The organism is Pseudarthrobacter sp. NPDC058329, from assembly GCF_042879835.1.
Classification (GTDB): domain Bacteria; phylum Actinomycetota; class Actinomycetes; order Actinomycetales; family Micrococcaceae; genus Arthrobacter.
Genome location: NZ_JBHVZR010000005.1, coordinates 68337 through 82774, shown reverse-complemented (window position 1 = coordinate 82774; position 14438 = coordinate 68337). Strand labels below are relative to the sequence as shown.

At 61.7% G+C, this 14438-nt stretch carries 19 protein-coding genes; 12 read left to right on the top strand and 7 right to left on the bottom strand.

Annotated elements, in window-relative coordinates:
- Positions 1 to 601 precede the first annotated feature (601 nt).
- Together ACFVYC_RS09135 and ACFVYC_RS09130 are read left to right on the top strand one after the other, a co-directional pair.
- Complete coding sequence (locus ACFVYC_RS09135; protein WP_387549173.1) at positions 602 to 1474, top strand: CPBP family intramembrane glutamic endopeptidase; 873 nt, start codon at positions 602 to 604, stop codon at positions 1472 to 1474.
- Positions 1464 to 1949, top strand: coding sequence for a hypothetical protein (locus ACFVYC_RS09130; RefSeq protein ID WP_387549171.1), 486 nt, complete (start codon positions 1464 to 1466; stop codon positions 1947 to 1949). Before ACFVYC_RS09135 ends, ACFVYC_RS09130 begins: the two co-directional genes overlap by 11 nt.
- Before the next feature lie 570 nt (positions 1950 to 2519).
- Here the strand turns inward: ACFVYC_RS09130 and ACFVYC_RS09125 are convergent.
- Together ACFVYC_RS09125 and ACFVYC_RS09120 are read right to left on the bottom strand one after the other, a co-directional pair.
- Entirely contained in the window at positions 2520 to 2945 is a 426-nt protein-coding gene (locus tag ACFVYC_RS09125; RefSeq protein ID WP_387549169.1) for a PadR family transcriptional regulator, read from the bottom strand.
- Positions 2932 to 3363: a hypothetical protein gene (locus ACFVYC_RS09120; protein ID WP_387549167.1), complete on the bottom strand. Its 432-nt coding sequence runs from the start codon at positions 3361 to 3363 to the stop codon at positions 2932 to 2934. The genes ACFVYC_RS09125 and ACFVYC_RS09120 overlap by 14 nt, the downstream gene beginning before the upstream one ends.
- Positions 3364 to 3594: 231 nt before the next feature.
- On the opposite strand from ACFVYC_RS09120, the gene ACFVYC_RS09115 reads away from it, so the two are divergent.
- A complete protein-coding gene (locus ACFVYC_RS09115; RefSeq protein WP_387549165.1) occupies positions 3595 to 3924 on the top strand; it encodes a hypothetical protein in 330 nt (109 codons plus the stop codon).
- 240 nt (positions 3925 to 4164) lie between these two features.
- Here the strand turns inward: ACFVYC_RS09115 and ACFVYC_RS09110 are convergent, their stop codons facing one another.
- Genes ACFVYC_RS09110 through ACFVYC_RS09095 form a run of 4 tightly spaced genes read right to left on the bottom strand, consistent with a single transcriptional unit; the run spans position 4165 to position 5348 of the window.
- Positions 4165 to 4491: a hypothetical protein gene (locus tag ACFVYC_RS09110; protein WP_387549163.1), complete on the bottom strand. Its 327-nt coding sequence runs from the start codon at positions 4489 to 4491 to the stop codon at positions 4165 to 4167.
- On the bottom strand, positions 4488 to 4703 hold the full coding sequence (locus ACFVYC_RS09105) for a hypothetical protein (RefSeq protein WP_387549161.1): 216 nt from the start codon (positions 4701 to 4703) through the stop codon (positions 4488 to 4490). Before ACFVYC_RS09105 ends, ACFVYC_RS09110 begins: the two co-directional genes overlap by 4 nt.
- Complete coding sequence (locus ACFVYC_RS09100; protein WP_387549159.1) at positions 4696 to 5043, bottom strand: VOC family protein; 348 nt, start codon at positions 5041 to 5043, stop codon at positions 4696 to 4698. Before ACFVYC_RS09100 ends, ACFVYC_RS09105 begins: the two co-directional genes overlap by 8 nt.
- Before the next feature lie 11 nt (positions 5044 to 5054).
- The gene (locus ACFVYC_RS09095; protein ID WP_387549157.1) at positions 5055 to 5348 is read right to left on the bottom strand and encodes a hypothetical protein; all 294 of its coding nucleotides are present in this window, start codon (positions 5346 to 5348) and stop codon (positions 5055 to 5057) included.
- Between the two features lie 269 nt (positions 5349 to 5617).
- Between ACFVYC_RS09095 and ACFVYC_RS09090 the strand changes: the two genes are divergently transcribed.
- The 7 genes from ACFVYC_RS09090 (at position 5618) to ACFVYC_RS09060 (ending at position 10718) form a co-directional block, all read left to right on the top strand.
- Positions 5618 to 6073 (top strand): hypothetical protein, encoded by a 456-nt coding sequence (locus ACFVYC_RS09090; RefSeq protein WP_387549155.1) that lies wholly within the window; start codon positions 5618 to 5620, stop codon positions 6071 to 6073.
- 13 nt (positions 6074 to 6086) lie between these two features.
- A complete protein-coding gene (locus ACFVYC_RS09085; protein WP_387549153.1) occupies positions 6087 to 6257 on the top strand; it encodes a hypothetical protein in 171 nt (56 codons plus the stop codon).
- The gene (locus ACFVYC_RS09080) at positions 6254 to 6907 is read left to right on the top strand and encodes a helicase associated domain-containing protein (protein ID WP_387549151.1); all 654 of its coding nucleotides are present in this window, start codon (positions 6254 to 6256) and stop codon (positions 6905 to 6907) included. Before ACFVYC_RS09085 ends, ACFVYC_RS09080 begins: the two co-directional genes overlap by 4 nt.
- Positions 6908 to 7824: 917 nt before the next feature.
- On the top strand, positions 7825 to 8487 hold the full coding sequence (locus ACFVYC_RS09075) for a maleylpyruvate isomerase family mycothiol-dependent enzyme (protein ID WP_387549149.1): 663 nt from the start codon (positions 7825 to 7827) through the stop codon (positions 8485 to 8487).
- Positions 8488 to 8507: 20 nt separating this feature from the next.
- The gene (locus ACFVYC_RS09070; protein WP_387549147.1) at positions 8508 to 9146 is read left to right on the top strand and encodes a maleylpyruvate isomerase family mycothiol-dependent enzyme; all 639 of its coding nucleotides are present in this window, start codon (positions 8508 to 8510) and stop codon (positions 9144 to 9146) included.
- 88 nt (positions 9147 to 9234) lie between these two features.
- Positions 9235 to 9834: a dihydrofolate reductase family protein gene (locus ACFVYC_RS09065; protein WP_387549145.1), complete on the top strand. Its 600-nt coding sequence runs from the start codon at positions 9235 to 9237 to the stop codon at positions 9832 to 9834.
- A gap of 377 nt (positions 9835 to 10211) precedes the next feature.
- On the top strand, positions 10212 to 10718 hold the full coding sequence (locus ACFVYC_RS09060; protein WP_387549143.1) for a GNAT family N-acetyltransferase: 507 nt from the start codon (positions 10212 to 10214) through the stop codon (positions 10716 to 10718).
- Between the two features lie 110 nt (positions 10719 to 10828).
- On the opposite strand, the gene ACFVYC_RS09055 is transcribed toward ACFVYC_RS09060, so the two are convergent.
- Positions 10829 to 11572: a GAF and ANTAR domain-containing protein gene (locus tag ACFVYC_RS09055; protein WP_387549141.1), complete on the bottom strand. Its 744-nt coding sequence runs from the start codon at positions 11570 to 11572 to the stop codon at positions 10829 to 10831.
- 1118 nt (positions 11573 to 12690) lie between these two features.
- Here ACFVYC_RS09055 and ACFVYC_RS09050 point away from each other — a divergent pair.
- Both ACFVYC_RS09050 and ACFVYC_RS09045 read left to right on the top strand, forming a co-directional pair.
- Positions 12691 to 13632 carry a ParA family protein gene (locus ACFVYC_RS09050; RefSeq protein ID WP_387549140.1) on the top strand — a complete coding sequence of 314 codons (942 nt, stop codon included), beginning with the start codon at positions 12691 to 12693 and terminating at the stop codon, positions 13630 to 13632.
- Entirely contained in the window at positions 13629 to 14372 is a 744-nt protein-coding gene (locus tag ACFVYC_RS09045; RefSeq protein ID WP_387549138.1) for a hypothetical protein, read from the top strand. Before ACFVYC_RS09050 ends, ACFVYC_RS09045 begins: the two co-directional genes overlap by 4 nt.
- The last annotated feature ends 66 nt before the right edge of the window (positions 14373 to 14438 follow it).

Below are 14438 nucleotides of genomic sequence, written 5' to 3'. Positions count from 1 at the left end.
AAGATTTTAACGCTTTTCCCACGCTAGGCGGGTGCCGGGATGCGCGTATACCCCGGTCTTTTATTGCCCGATGAAGGTCCCCCAACTGCGGCCGGGCCAGATGACTGGGAGTGTCCCACTTCCTTAGGAGTGAGACATCCTGGCAGTGTCACTCCCGCACCTGAAACATAAGGAACCTACATCATGTGTGTGTCCCGGAGGTTATGCCAAAATACTGGTCTTTCACCCACGTCCGAATTTGAGTTTCCACTGTGCACGTAAGCCGATCCCCTTGCGGGCTGCACCACGCGCCAAATAGCGCTGCGAACCACCGACCCCACGAAGCCTGATTTCCTCCCACAACAACACCTCAACAAAGCAGGTGTTGCAACGACCCCTTGAGGCCAACCATGAGTTGCGGGACAGGGTGCTACTTGATCAGGGGATGGAGACCGCCAGCTAGGCTCAGCCCCATGAACAAAATCATCGCCAGGTTCTTAAAGTAGTTGGTGGGCGGATAATTCCAGTCGCCCGATCGCGCGCACTGGTCCGGGCGCCTGATCGCGCGCACACTGGGACGACTCCGTGAGGACCGCTTTTGCCATCGAACGAAAAGGCCGCCGTGATCACTCCGACCAACCCTGCCTCGGCGACGTCGCCGACGAACCAGCCGGGTGTCGTGCGCGGCCGCGCCTGGGTCCCGTTCCTGATCGGGTTCGGTTTGCTGTGGGGCACCCTCGCCCTGCTCGGCGAATGGGATGCCACCGGACGGTGGGGCATCTTGATCCTGACAGTCGTCGTGCTCGTTGCTGTAGTGGTCGATCGGGCGACCCCGCGGACACCGTGGCGCGCGACGATCCGGCACCTCGGTCTGGGACTGCCCGCCTGGCGCGCCGTTGCACTCTCCTTGGTGGTGTCCATACTGGTGTTGCTCGTCTTTCCGACCACCGAAATCGTCACGGGGGCCGACCTCGAGCTCGTCATCGACTGGCCCTGGATTTTGATCGGACTTTTCGCCTTTCACGGCCTCGCGGAAGAACTCGTCTGGCGTGGTTATGCTTTCCGCCGGCTGCGGCTGGGACGCTCCTTCTCGCGCACCGTTCTCTGGACGATGCCCCTAGTAGCCGCGGCCCACATACCGATCGTCCTCCGAAGTGGATCCACCGTGGGTATAGGTGCACTGCTCGTCGCCGCAAGCACCTCGGTCCCGTTGGCGTATCTCTATGAGACGGGACGCGGCACGATCTGGGCGCCCGCGCTTGTCCATACCGCCATCGACAGTTTCAAGCTGTTCGTTTTGCCGGCATCCGCGGTTTTGACGTTCTCGTTGCTTCTCGTCATGGTGAGCCTGGCCATACCCCTTCTCGCCCTGGTGGTCCCGCGTAGAGTCCTCTCATGTCCTTTGGCGCCACCTTCGCTGACTGCTGTTGGGCATCTGCGCCTTCCACGAACCGGCCGCAGAGCCGGGAAAAGAGCGTCTCGCCATGACGGGTGAGCAATGCGTGCTCTCAGCGACCGTCTTCTTGTCCGGGCTCGCGTGCGGCCTCCTGGGGATGCTGTGCACGATCATGCGGCCGATGCTCGCCGAGATGGACGGCCGGGAGTTCCGCAACTTCATGGAAGCGTTCCTCCGATTCGCGGACCACTCTTGGGGAAAGCTGTACAACCTCGGCTGGTCCCTTGGGATGTTCCTCCTGCCGATAGTGGCACTCGTGCTCCTCTGGGAGGACCGCGGTTCCGCGCCGTTCGTACTCACCGCGATCGGCCTGAGCATCGTGTTCGTCGGCGTCATCATCGTCTCGAACGCCGTGAAAACGCCGCACTACAAAGTGATTCTGGCCTGGGACCCCGAGGCGCTGCCGCCAAGTTGGGAGGCCGGACGGCAGAAGTACTTTACGATCAACTGGATCCAGATGGTCGCAACCTGGTCCGCGTCCGCCCTCTACATTGCGGCGCTGATCGCCCTCTAGAGAGTGCTTCCGAAGCGATCCGATGGCGTCGCGGGTATCTCGCTACCGGCGGTCTCGCTGTTGTCGTCCGGGATGGGAGGATACCCACCTCGATCGACATGATGGCCGCGAGGAGGTCCTCTTCGCGGGATGTGCCGGGGACGGTGGGAGAACACGACGATCGCTTCACGGTGACCGAAGTTCTCGCATGCGGTTCGTATGGCGTGCTCAACTGGTCTCGCCGCATCAGCCGACCCGGGCAAGCACGTCGCGGCGTTCCTGGTTGGGCTGGCAGGCCGCTCATCGGGGAGACCTCGCGCATCTCGATCGAGTGGCGATCGAGTCCGGTCAGTACGCGCTTGGTGCCGGGCAGGTCGCCACAGATGATGAGGGACCTCCGCTCCCCAGGTTCCACTCGTGGGGTTGGCCGGTCACCTCAAGGCCCAGCCATTCACGACTCGGAAACCGAACAAGGGCCTATGAGCCGGAAACACCTGCCTTTACCCTCATGAAACGAGATCCCACAGCGCGTAATGCGTCCGGTGAAGGATGCTTGAACGGATACTCGTCAGTGAGGCTGGTCGGGTTCGCTCAACCCGGTTGGACTCCACGCGCGGCGGCGACGGCCTCCTGGAAACGTTTGGTTGTCGCGTATGCCATCGGCCCCTGGAGGTAGCCCGCCAGGACTCGCTCGCCGGAGTCGGTGAGCTCGTAAATTTTCCGCTTGGCACCGGTGCCCGCCACTGATTCCTGGCTATGGGTGATGAGGTTCAAGCCTTCCACCCGCCGTAGGGCCCGGTGCATGCTCTGCTCATCCACCGCCAGATAACCGCCGCTTAGGTCGGTGATGAAGTCGCGGATCCGACCGGACCACCGCGGTGCTTCGGATAGGGCGAGCAGAATGAAGAGCATCAGGGCGCTCTTTTTGTGGGTGTCGGTCCACGCGGCGAGGACTTTGCGCTCATAGTCGGACAGTTCGACGTCAGGTCCGGCCGCCGCCGGTTCAGACCTCGACATGCTCATAGCCCCTGCTGAGCATGGCCCCGATCGTGTGCGCCAGGAGTCCGGCGCCCCACAGTACGCTCATCGACACCAGCGGGCCGGTCCACCCCTGCTGCAGCATCTCATCGCGTCCGCTCAGCATCAAGATCCAGGCATGCACCCAGAAACTGCCGTTGATGATCAGGTAGGCAACAGCGTGTGCGAAGTAGGTTCCGTAGGCGCGTTGGCGCAATGCGGTCGCAACCCTCACCGTGAACACCACCATGTAAAGCGCCACGGCGGCGAGCAGCAGCGCGGTGCCGGCTGTGACTCGTCCGTCCGCCACGAAGGCGGTGTACCCCTGGACAACAAGTACGCCGACGACGAGGGCGCCCGTATACCGGGCGAGTCCTTGATTGGTGATCGGGGTGACGCCTTCGGGTCGTTTTCCCATGCCGAACTCCTTAGTATGCTAATGGCATAGTACCTATGGATCAGCTTCTGGTCCAGAGAACGATTAGCGATCGGCTTACGGAACGCAATTGGTCGACGCTGCCATCGCGCACTAACTGCGGCAGCTGATGTCTTGCTGCGCGCTCGGTAAGCTAGCGGGAGGACGAATTGGGGGACATCGTGGACGGACATGTTGAATCGACGGCGAAGCGCCCGTGATTTTTGGCTTGGCATGACGATCCCCACGGTGCTTCTCGCCGGGCTGCTCGTCCTTTTCTTCAGCATTGTGCCACTCGATGTGCTTCCGCCTGCACTGTCGATTACGGGGGCTGCGCTTTTGGTTGGCGGCGCCATCGGATTCTTCACCGGCATCCGCGGACCGCACTGGCCGATCTACGCCCTGATACTGACCGGATTGGCCGTACTTCTCTTGTTGCCACATCCCTGGCAGGGGCTCGCCTTCGTGCCCATCCCGGCATCGGCGATCGGGTACGCGATGGGTAAGGAAGTCGCATTCTTCCGTCTGAACCTTCAGAACCCGGTCTCGCCGACCACACTCTGACGTCTACTCACCACTGACTACACCGCGTTCATTCGGTTGCTCCACCATCCCCTTGCGGGCTGCACCATGCGCCAAATAGCGCTGTGAAAACGCCGCCATTTACCGTGGAAAGTCACACATTACCTCGATGAGTGATTGACCCGCGATTCTCGATTCGATGTCTACTCGAAATCCTTCGTTTCCAAGATCGATAGGGCGCGGTAGAACGTAGCTGTGCAGGCTAACCGCATGCATGTTGCGCTACAGAAGCATCCCGGCGATGAAGGCCGCGTAGCACGCGGCAGCGGCAATTCCAACGCCGTCACGGGCTCGCTTCGGTACATCTATCGCAACTAGAACGCCGACCACGGCGAGGAGCGCCCAGCAGGCCGGGTGTCCCCAGCGGATCGCGAGCTCCTGCACTCCGGAGGTATCCGCTGCCTTATCAGGCACAACTGCGAGCCACACTCCGGCCATGCAGGCCGCCACCGCCGCCCCCGTCAGTCCAAGCGGCCTGCGATGGTGTCGAGCCCATGCGGACAGCCTCGTCCGCAGCTGCTCGGCGTCCCGGTTCTGCTGGCCCTTCATGCCTCGGCCACCCTCTCGGCGGTGCCCAGCTCCGCTACTGCCTGGTCGACCCACGCCAGGTTGGCTTCGATCATCGCCAGGCCGTGCCGGACCGTCGCCAGCCAGTAGGGCCGAGCCCGTGATTGCTCAGCGAGCACCACGCCCTCAAGCGCACTGAACTTTTTCCCGGGAGCTGAGAAGGACAGAGCGGTGTCGCTCCAATAGCTAGACAAGTGGACGAGGCGGTTCGTGCAGACCGAAGGCAGAGCCCTGATCATCCTTGCAGAGCTTGTATCTGCCATATTCGGCAGCATGATCCTCGCCCCCAACGTCAACGTCATCGACTGAGCCGCCAAGTTGCCGCACCCTCTCCAACGCGATATCCATGTCTTCCACCCGGAAAAAAAGGTATGGCACAGCGCCGCGGTCTGCGCCGTGCATTCCACCGGGAATCCCTCCTGTGCCGATGTTGAATCCTTCTTCGGACGGCCCAGGAGCGAAGTCCCAGTTGAACAGGGCACTATAAAACGCCTTGCCCCGCCCCGGATCCTCCACTCCGATTTCAAAGAACACCGGCTCTCCAGTCATCGTCCCTCATCCTGTTCGGGAATGACCTGATTGGCAATCAGGTCCATGCGGTCCGCGGCAGTGAGCCGGTCATCGTTCTGGATAGCGGCAACGTCGCCGCCATCGACATCTTCACTGGCCGCCGTGCCCGGGGCCGGCTCAGCTGTGTCGTGGTGGTCGTCTTTGTGGCGGGCTTCTTCCAGATGCTGCTCCAGCTTCACCTCCGCTTCGCGTCGGCGTTGCCCCACGGTACGGATCGGTTGCGAGCTCGGCAGCGCTTCATCCCGGTTTCCATCGTGTCTATCGCTCATAAGGGCATCGTCTCACCGGACGTGCTCCCCGGGAAGACGAGGTCTGAAATGGTCCTGGATCCTGTCACCTCAGCAAAGGATCCTTTGCCGAGATAGCGGGTAGGTGAAAGTCGGGACTCCTACGGAGCGACCACCGACTACTCCCTAGGGTGATCCACGGGTCCTGCCGGCTGAGTACCCCGGCGATGCTTCCCCTAGGCTAAGGACCGGAAGCACCTGAGCTAGTTCATGCCCCGGTGCGGTTTGTCGAATCAACTCAGGGGGAAGTTGTGAAGGTAAGACTTGGACTAGCTGGAATTGCTGCTGCCATCGCACTGGCGGGCTGCGCCAGTGGGGAAACCGCCACGCCCGACGCCGCACCTTCAGTAGCGGCCGCGGTCGAACCTCCGACAACAGTACGTGGGTACGAGGGTTGGTGGAATGCAACCCCGTTGTCCGGCGACGCCACAGGACTCCCCCAGGAGACCGTGGCCGTAAACACCAGGACCGGGAAAGTCGTCGATGCCTTCAACCGCTCGATGAACGACGCCGGGAAAGTCACCAACGTCTCCGATGTTGATTACGCCGTTGTCCCTGACACTGCCTGGCCGGCGGACTCGGTGGTCATTATTGAGACGGCTACAGGCGAAGTCATAGAGAGCTTCCCCGTGAATCAGAACGCCGAGCCCGTCTACGACGCCACGGGCAATTCAAACCGCGAGAGGCCCCACGGGGTCAAGCCCTAGGACGGAGGTAACGGTGAACCTCGCTCCAAGCTTCGGTATCTTGGCCGTGCTCTACATTGTCGTGATGGCTGTACTGATCGGCCTGGCGATCTACGTCCTGATCCTGGTAATCACATTCCTTCGGCTGCGCATAGCTGAGCTGCGACGCACCGCGCCGCCCAAAGGAGAAACGGGTCCTAAGTGAAGCGCGCCGCCCCTGACCCGGAGTTCGTGCTGATGTACCGGAAGGGCATCCCGACATCGCAGATTGCCGCCATAGAGAACGTCGCGGAGACCACCATCCGCTACCACCTACAAATCGCTGCCCGTGCAGAGCCTGGCATCCGGGACGAGCACAAAGCAGCCCTTCCCCCTCTAGCCCGGCGAACGCCCAAGGCGGGCTTGCGGAACCTGGCCGACGTCATCGCCTTCCACGAATCCGAGGGCAGGCTGCCCGTCACCCACGGCAAAACGGCAAGGGAGCGGGCACTGGGTACCTGGCTGGTGCACCGACGGCGGGAAGCGGCACAAGGGACGCTCTCCCCCATTTACAGTGAGGCCCTGACGGTCATCCCCGGATGGGATAAGCCCTCAACACGAAAAGCCGACGACGAGGCACGCTGGCAGCAGCGGCTGGAGGAACTGCAAAACCTCCGGGCCGCCGGCGGCGACTGGCCCAGGCACCAGAAAACGGACGACACCCACGAACGCACGCTGGGTGTGTGGCTGCATGGGCAGCGGATCGACTACCGCGCAGGCAGGCTCGCCCCTGCCAAGGAGACGAAGTTGAACGAGCTCCTGCCTGGGTGGCGGGAAGGCCGCGGATACAGGGGCGGTCGCCGCGCCAGCCGCTAGTCCACGGGTGTCGCGAGCGTGCACTCGTGCATAACCGAGCGGAAGCAAATTTTGGAAGTTGGTAATTCATGAGAAGCGGTCCTCGGCGTCCTTGGAAGGGCGCGTTGATCTTCAGCGGGCTGGTGTTGTTGGCCTCAATTTCAGTGATGGTGTTTGTGCCGACGGAGCAGGTACCGCTGGAGATTGCAGTCCTGATTGCCGGATTGCTGGCGGGGGCCGTGTTGGTGCGTTTTGGTGTGTCTCGGCGGTGGATGAGTTCTGTCGTGCTCGTGTCGTTCATCGCGGTGTGGTTCGCATTGAGTACAGCCGGATACGCCTGGTTCGGAGGTTTTCTTGCAGGAGCATCCGGGGGGGTCGCTCGGGGGCGGATAGTTCGGAACCGAACAGTAAAAGCCGCGGCATCGTAGAAGGAAGGGTGGCAGCAACGATCCGCCGGGCCACGCAGCATGCCCCCCGGCCCCGAGGAATTTTCAGTGTTCAAGATTGACCTGACTGCGAGGGCGACAAGCGGATCTACGACGCCGAGTCCCATACCTCTTTGCGTCCGTAGACCGATCCCTTGCGGGCTGCACCACGCCAAATGGCGCTGTGAAAACACCGCCATTTATCGCCGAAAGTCACAGCCTGCACTCGTGCGGGCCACGTCCATGTCGTGGAGACGCCTCGCATCCGAAAGGATATAAGACAAAAACTAGGCGGCCGGGTTAAGCAACCGCATCTCCGTTGGCAAGGCGGTCAGCTCCGGCCCGGCCACAGTTCGCCCTCATCCGAACAACCCTTGAAAGGCGCATCTCATCGCTGGGGCAGCCGCTGTGGTAGCCTTCCGCCTCAGCGGGCGGGCACTATTAAGACAACCGGGGGATGTCTACTACAGGCGCCCGTATTGATCGACACCAAAACCTTCGGGAAGGAACCGCATGAGCAAGGCAGCAGCCGCGGTGTGGCGGGCCGTCCATTCGGAAAGGCGACGACTTGCCGCTGACCTTTCCGAGTTGCGCGACGAACAATGGGCCCTTCCCTCCCTCTGCCCAGGATGGGATGTCCACGATGTCCTGGCTCACCTCGTGGACACAGCACGAACCGGCCGAGCCTCCTTCATCCGGGACCTGATGACGGCGCACCTGGACTTTGATCGTGCGAACGAGAACGGCATCGCCCGTGAAAAGAGCCAGGACCCGCAGGAGACCATCAAGGCATTCGCGGAAGCTGTCAACCTCACGAGGACGCCGCCGGCTAACCTCGCACCGCGCCTGGTCGAGGCCATCGTGCACGGTGAGGACATCCGCCGGCCATTGGGCATCGCCGGAGATTACCCGGAACCTGCGGTCGTGCAGGCCCTCACCTACCAGTTGCGGACCCCTGTTTCCTTCGGTGGTGGAAGCGAGCGTGCCGCAGGGCTCCGGCTGATCGACCGGAAGACCGGTGCTGGCTGGGGTGAGGGGGACGACGTCGAGGCCGATGCGCTTGATCTGCTGCTCGCGGTTTCCGGGCGCCGCGTGGACCGGGAAAGCCTTACAGGCGGCGGAGCATCCCTCCTCGCCGCCACAGCCACGTCCGCTACACATAAACCACGCCAATAACGAGAGGTGTCAGGAGCGATATGGGCAGATGGCAGAACAAGCACCTATGGGCGCTGGCACACGCAGAGCGCACCGCTCTGACGGAGGACCTGGCCAGCCTCAGCGAAGAGCAATGGCAGCACCGCACTCTGTGCGGGCAATGGAACGTCGAGCAAGTCATCGCTCACCTTACTGCCGCAGCAAGCTTGGACCAGTGGCAGTGGCTGCGCAGCATGATCGGTGCACGTTTCCGTCCCGACGTGCACAACCAGCGCCGCCTGGCCGAGCACCGCGGTAAGAGTCCCGAAGAAACACTGGACCGTTTCTGCACCATCATCAGCAGTACCACGGCACCCTCAGGACACACCCCGGCCTACCTTGGCGAGGTCGTCGTGCACGCCCAAGACATCCGCCAGCCCCTGGGCCTTTCCCGCACACCAAGCATCGAGGCGCTGACACCCGTGGCCGAGTTCTTCGCCCGTCGTGACTTTACCGTTGCCAGCCGCACCCACACTGCCGGCCTGCAATTACGTGCAGATGACGGGCAATTCACTGCGGGCTCCGGCCCTCTTGTCACCGGATCGACTCTCGCTCTGGTGATGAGCATGGCTGGACGCGAGGCCTACCTTGACCAGCTCGATGGCCTCGGAGTGCCGATCTTCCGATCGCGCCTTCATTAGGGGGCCGCGGTTCCTCACTCCCGACGCGGACCGTGAGTTAGTACGCTCCTATCATCAGCTCATCTACCGGCTATCGAAGGGAAGCGCCATGCGCACCGTCGTTGTCAGCAACATCGTTTCCTTGGACGGCTTCTACGCAGGCACTGATGGCAATCCGCTTGTACTGAACATGGATGAGGCCTTTGACGAATACAACCGTGAACGAATTGAAGCCGCAGATACTGTGCTTCTGGGCCGGAACTCGTTCGAGGGCTTCAGCGCCTACTGGCCCAGCGTCGCCACTGCCCCCGCGAACCCCGGCAACCGCGCACTCAGTGAGGACAACCGGCGAATAAGCCGCGCGTACAACTCCCTTCCCAAGGTGGTCGTGTCCGATAGCCTCGCAATTTCCCCCGCCCACCCTTGGTCAGAAAGCACCACTGTCATCCCCAGAGCTGAGACTGCTCAATGGCTTAGGGCGGCCCGTCACGAAGGTGACCGGGACATCCTGATTTTTGCCAGCAGGATCATGTGGAACGGCCTGCTCACCCAAGGCCTGATTGACGAGCTGCATTTCATGGTCAGTCCGACAGCGATCATTGAAGGCATACCAGCCCCCGCTGTCCCTGCAGCCCTTGAGTTGGTGGAAAGCCGGCAGTTCCACGACTCCAGCAATGTGCTCCTCCGTTATGCAACAAAGAAGCAGTAAACCGTGCACCGCCAAACATGTCCTTTGGCCGGCTCTTAGCTTCACGGTGACGTGCGCACGAGCTGACTCCCTTGGCAGCCGAGCCCGTTGACCAGTTGAGGGCCATATGTACAGTTTCGACTCCTTGAATCGGAATCTTACTTCGCTCAAGAACCATCGCAGCAACGGATCCTTTGATGGGATGATCCCCTGCAAAAGCTGAGTCGGTGACCACCGTGTGGATCGCAACGTATTTGGCGTCCAGCACCTCGACTGGCCCTAAGAGAGCGTGTCTCCAGCTCGGCGTGAAGGATTAGGACTCCTTCCCCCTTGGATCGAAATGACCCACACTTGTGCCAAGAGTTTCGTCCCTACATCGGTGGAAGGCAGATCAGGTCATGGTCTCTCTCATCTCGCTGGCAACATTGATTGAGCCGCAGGACCTCAAGCCTGTTGGCAGCTCTCCCCGGATCATCTCCGCCACGGACCTGCCGAAACTCGCAGATCTTCGCTTGAATGCCTACAACGACGGAACATCACGTCCGGACACTGAAAAGGATGCCGACAGGATACCCGCCGTTTTTGAGGGCTCCCACGGAACCCTCCTCCCCCACGCTTCCCTGCTGACCGATGATGCAGAAGGCCGCATCACCGCCGCCATCATCACTACGGAGCGAGCCTTCAGCGACGGACCCAGGACCGCTTTCATCGCAGAACTTTTCACCCACCCTGGTTGCCGCCGGCAGGGCTTGGCCGAAACGCTCCTCACACACGCCATGCAGGCCCTGCACGAGACCGGCCACAAAACCCTGGCTGTGACCGTCAACAGTTCCAACGCCGCCGCTCTAGCTCTCTACCTGTCCCGGGACTTCCGCCGCCTTGCCGCGGCCGTGCACGAGGACTAAGCCGCCGCCTGCGCGGGTCCACGTGAAGGGCCGGATAATCTACCTACCTGCCCCTCCGGTGACGTTGCATTACCGGAGCCTAGCGAACGGCATCCTCCCGCCGTCGGAGGCTAGGCGTCAAAGTGCGTCTGGATTCTGGTGTCCTGGGACAGTGACGCGACCACTGACGCTGCGACGTCCCGGAGCTTAGTGTTCCGGGAATTGGAGGCGATTCTCAGGATCTTCATCGCAGATTCCTGGCTGCACCGGTTTTGCGCCATGATCGCGCCGGCTGCCAGATCGATGACGGTGCGCGACTCCAGCGCGGCAGTCAGGTTGTTCTTTGCCTCGGCCAGCTGGCTGATCCGCACCGCGAGCCGGAGAGCCTTGGACGCGTGATACGCGTAGGACTCGACCCGTTCGATGTCTTCACCACTGAATCCATGGGAGCGGGTGGAGTACATATTCAAACCAGCTTCCGCTTCCCCCTCCAGGATCAACGGTACGGACAGACTGGAACCGACTCCCTCCACCAGTGCCGAAGCGGTGTAATCGGGCCAGCGGTTTTCGCGCCTTACGTCCGGCAGATGTATGACAGTCTGCTCACGGATGGCGGCCAGGCAGGGCCCGTCGCCGACGCGGTATTGGCTCTCATCAAGCCGGACCGCACCCTTTTCGCTGCTGGCTACCGTCACTGGCTTCTTGCGTCGCACCAACGTGATGCTGCAGAAGGCAACAGCAGGGTCAGAAAGAGTCAGAGCCGTAAAGACAGCCAGCTCATCCAGCATCTCCTTCACGTCCTCGGTCTGCAGGACCAGGTCCTGCAGGTGATCAACGACAAGCTCAGACGGCAATGGACGTAATTCGTGGGCCATGACGGCCTCATTCCTCTTTATGCCCAAACAACAACCCCTTTGCAAGGAGGGCGACCCAAGGACAGTGAAACCGCATACGCGGCCTCCCCCTAGTATGCTCCCCACACCGCGCCAAGTACGGCTCATGCCCACCAGAGGGGCAAGGGTCTTAGCTACAACGTGAACGTCCATCTGCCGCACTCCCCCGGCTCATGTTCAAAAACAATCCACTCTCGCCATGACTGATTTTGATAAAGACAACGAGTTCTGACAGTACGAGGGTCTCCCTCTCAACTGACAGTTCAGACTACTTCCGGAGCAGCAGGTATCAAACGGTCGTTTGTGACCGCGCACAAAGTCCGGATCGGGTTGGGCCAGGACGTGCATCTGAATGAAGTTGTTCCCCGCTGCCACCAGAAGGGCTGATCCCAGACCCGAACGGCTGGCCGGGCCTTTGGTCTGGGGATCAGCCTCTCCCGCCCTCTCCCTTGGCGGCCACCCGAAACCCCGGCCATCCTTTAACAGCGCGACTGTGTTAATTGCCCCGCGCGATGGCGGCCTCTGCGCAGGGCCCCTATTAGCATGGTTGCAGGCCGTAGGCGCAGCCATGCTGCTTGTTGCGCCACAGGTTATGCCGTCCATTTCGCGACCAACAATGTTCCATGCCATAAGTAATGCCATATCTCCTGCTTGACGACTACTTGACAGACTCGTTGGAAGGATGCTTGGAACTCCGGCCATTTGATGCGTAAGGCACAAAGCCTACGATCAGGCTAAAGGGTCAATTGAGGACCAAATAACCAATCAAGCCTGACCTCGCGTACGACAACAAGCCGGTCCAAGTGCGGGAAATACCACCGGAAGAACCACCCCCTAGGCAATAAGAGTCCTCACGGGACCAACGGCAATAACCGCATTGTGAAGCCACGTTGAAGCGCCAATGAAGCACCCTGCGTGGGGTTATGTGGGGAAACGGGCGTCACGCCCAGCCATGTATATAACGCGACGTGCCGTGTACGACCCTGCTCTACGCACCGTTATTCCTCTTACGCGTGTCACTGCCAGCATTCCCAGGGGAGTGCACATAGCGTTGACAGCAGAACAACATGCACCCCAGCAAGTAGGAGAGTCGCCGGCCAATGGCACGATCACTGGAAACCCCCGTACCCCCGAAACCCCAAGCAACACGGGCCATTGACCGTGTCGTCTCTCTGGCGAACGGCAAAGGCGGAGTTGGTAAGACGACCACTGCAGCCAACGTTGGCGGGTACGTGGCGCTGGCCGGCTCACGTGTGCTGCTGATCGACCTTGACCCGCAGGGCGATCTGGCCCGCGACCTCGGATACGAGCGGCAGACAGGGAGAGAATTCTTTCAGGCCCTGATCGCCGGTACGCCACCGATGATCCTGCGCGACGTTCGGGAAAACCTTGACGTAATCCCGGGCGGCCAGGACCTCGAAGACATCCAGGGCCTCATGGTGTCCCGTTCCAGCCGCTCCGGCGCCGGCGACTTCGGCGACATGCTCTACGCCGTCCTGGCCCCGGTGGCAGACGAGTACGACTTGATCCTGATCGACACCCCGCCGGGGGAGCGGATCCTCGTAGAAGGCGCCTTCGCGATCTCCAGTGCAGTCGTTGTTCCTACCCGGTCCGATGATGCGAGCATCGATGGTGTCGAACGCATTGCACGCCGCTTCATGGCTGTACGTGACCGGAACCCGTCCCTGCAGTTGGCAGGGATCGTCTTGTTCGGTGTAGGACCGCGCTCCATGCGCCTGGAACGCAGCGTCCGAGACACTTTGGAACAAATGCTCGGCACGGTCGCCCCGGTCTTCGCAACCCGCATCAGGAACCTCGAGAGCGCTAGCGCGGACGCCCGCCGCAAGGGCCTGCTCTTCCACGAACTTGAAGGTGCCGTTACCGAAGCTCAGAAGACCCGCCTGAAGGCGCTCCGGGCGGGGGAGAAGCCGACGGACGGCTTCTTCTCGCGAAACGCCGGGGGACTCGCTGAAGAGTACGAGCAGCTGACCGGCGAGATCCTCGCCCGACTGAACGAGATCGAAAGCGGGAACGAATCGTGAGCGGCCGACAGAGCCTCGCGGGCGCATTTGCACCTGTAGCGCCTGCCCGCGGTGCAGCACTCCAAGGGCTGCTGGCTCCGAAGCGGGGGAGTGCTCCTGCACCGGAACCCAAAGCCGGAGAGTCTGTGGAGGCGCCGGCCCGGGAACTTGTACAGGTGCAGCCAGCAGCATCACCCGGTCCCGCACAGATACCTACTGAGCAACCGCAGGCGGATGAGCGGCCAGCTGAACAGGCACCTGTTGAGGAGGCACCCCTTGAGGCGGCAGGAGAGCAGGAGGAGCCCGCGCCTACAGCCGTCAAGGCCGCAAAGGCCACCACTCAGCGTCAACCTGCTGGCAAGAAGGCAGCTAACGCGACCAAAGCCTCCGAGCTGGTTCCAGGGGCGCTGCGCAACGTTGGGGTGTACCTGCCGCCGGCGCTCCTGGCCCAGGTCAAGGATGCCGCCTATCAGGAGCGGACCACGTACGCGGACCTGTTGATTGACGCCTTCGAAGCCGTCGACGACAAACAGATCGCCAAGGAGTTCACTCCCGAGACCACGCTGACCAGCTCCGGCATGCCCCGCCGCGCACAGCGAAAACGGGGAGAGGCCGGCATTCAGATCCAGCTGCGCCTCGACGGGCTGCAGGTTGCCTGGCTGGATGAGAAGGTCACAGAGTTCGACGCACCATCACGCAGCGCGCTCGTCTCAGCCGTCTTCAAGCTTCATATCCAAGCGGGACAAACTGCGGGGGAGTGATGCTGGAACTCCTTGGGACAAGCATGGCTTGCCTTCCCGTACTGCTTATGGCGTGGCTTATGGCAC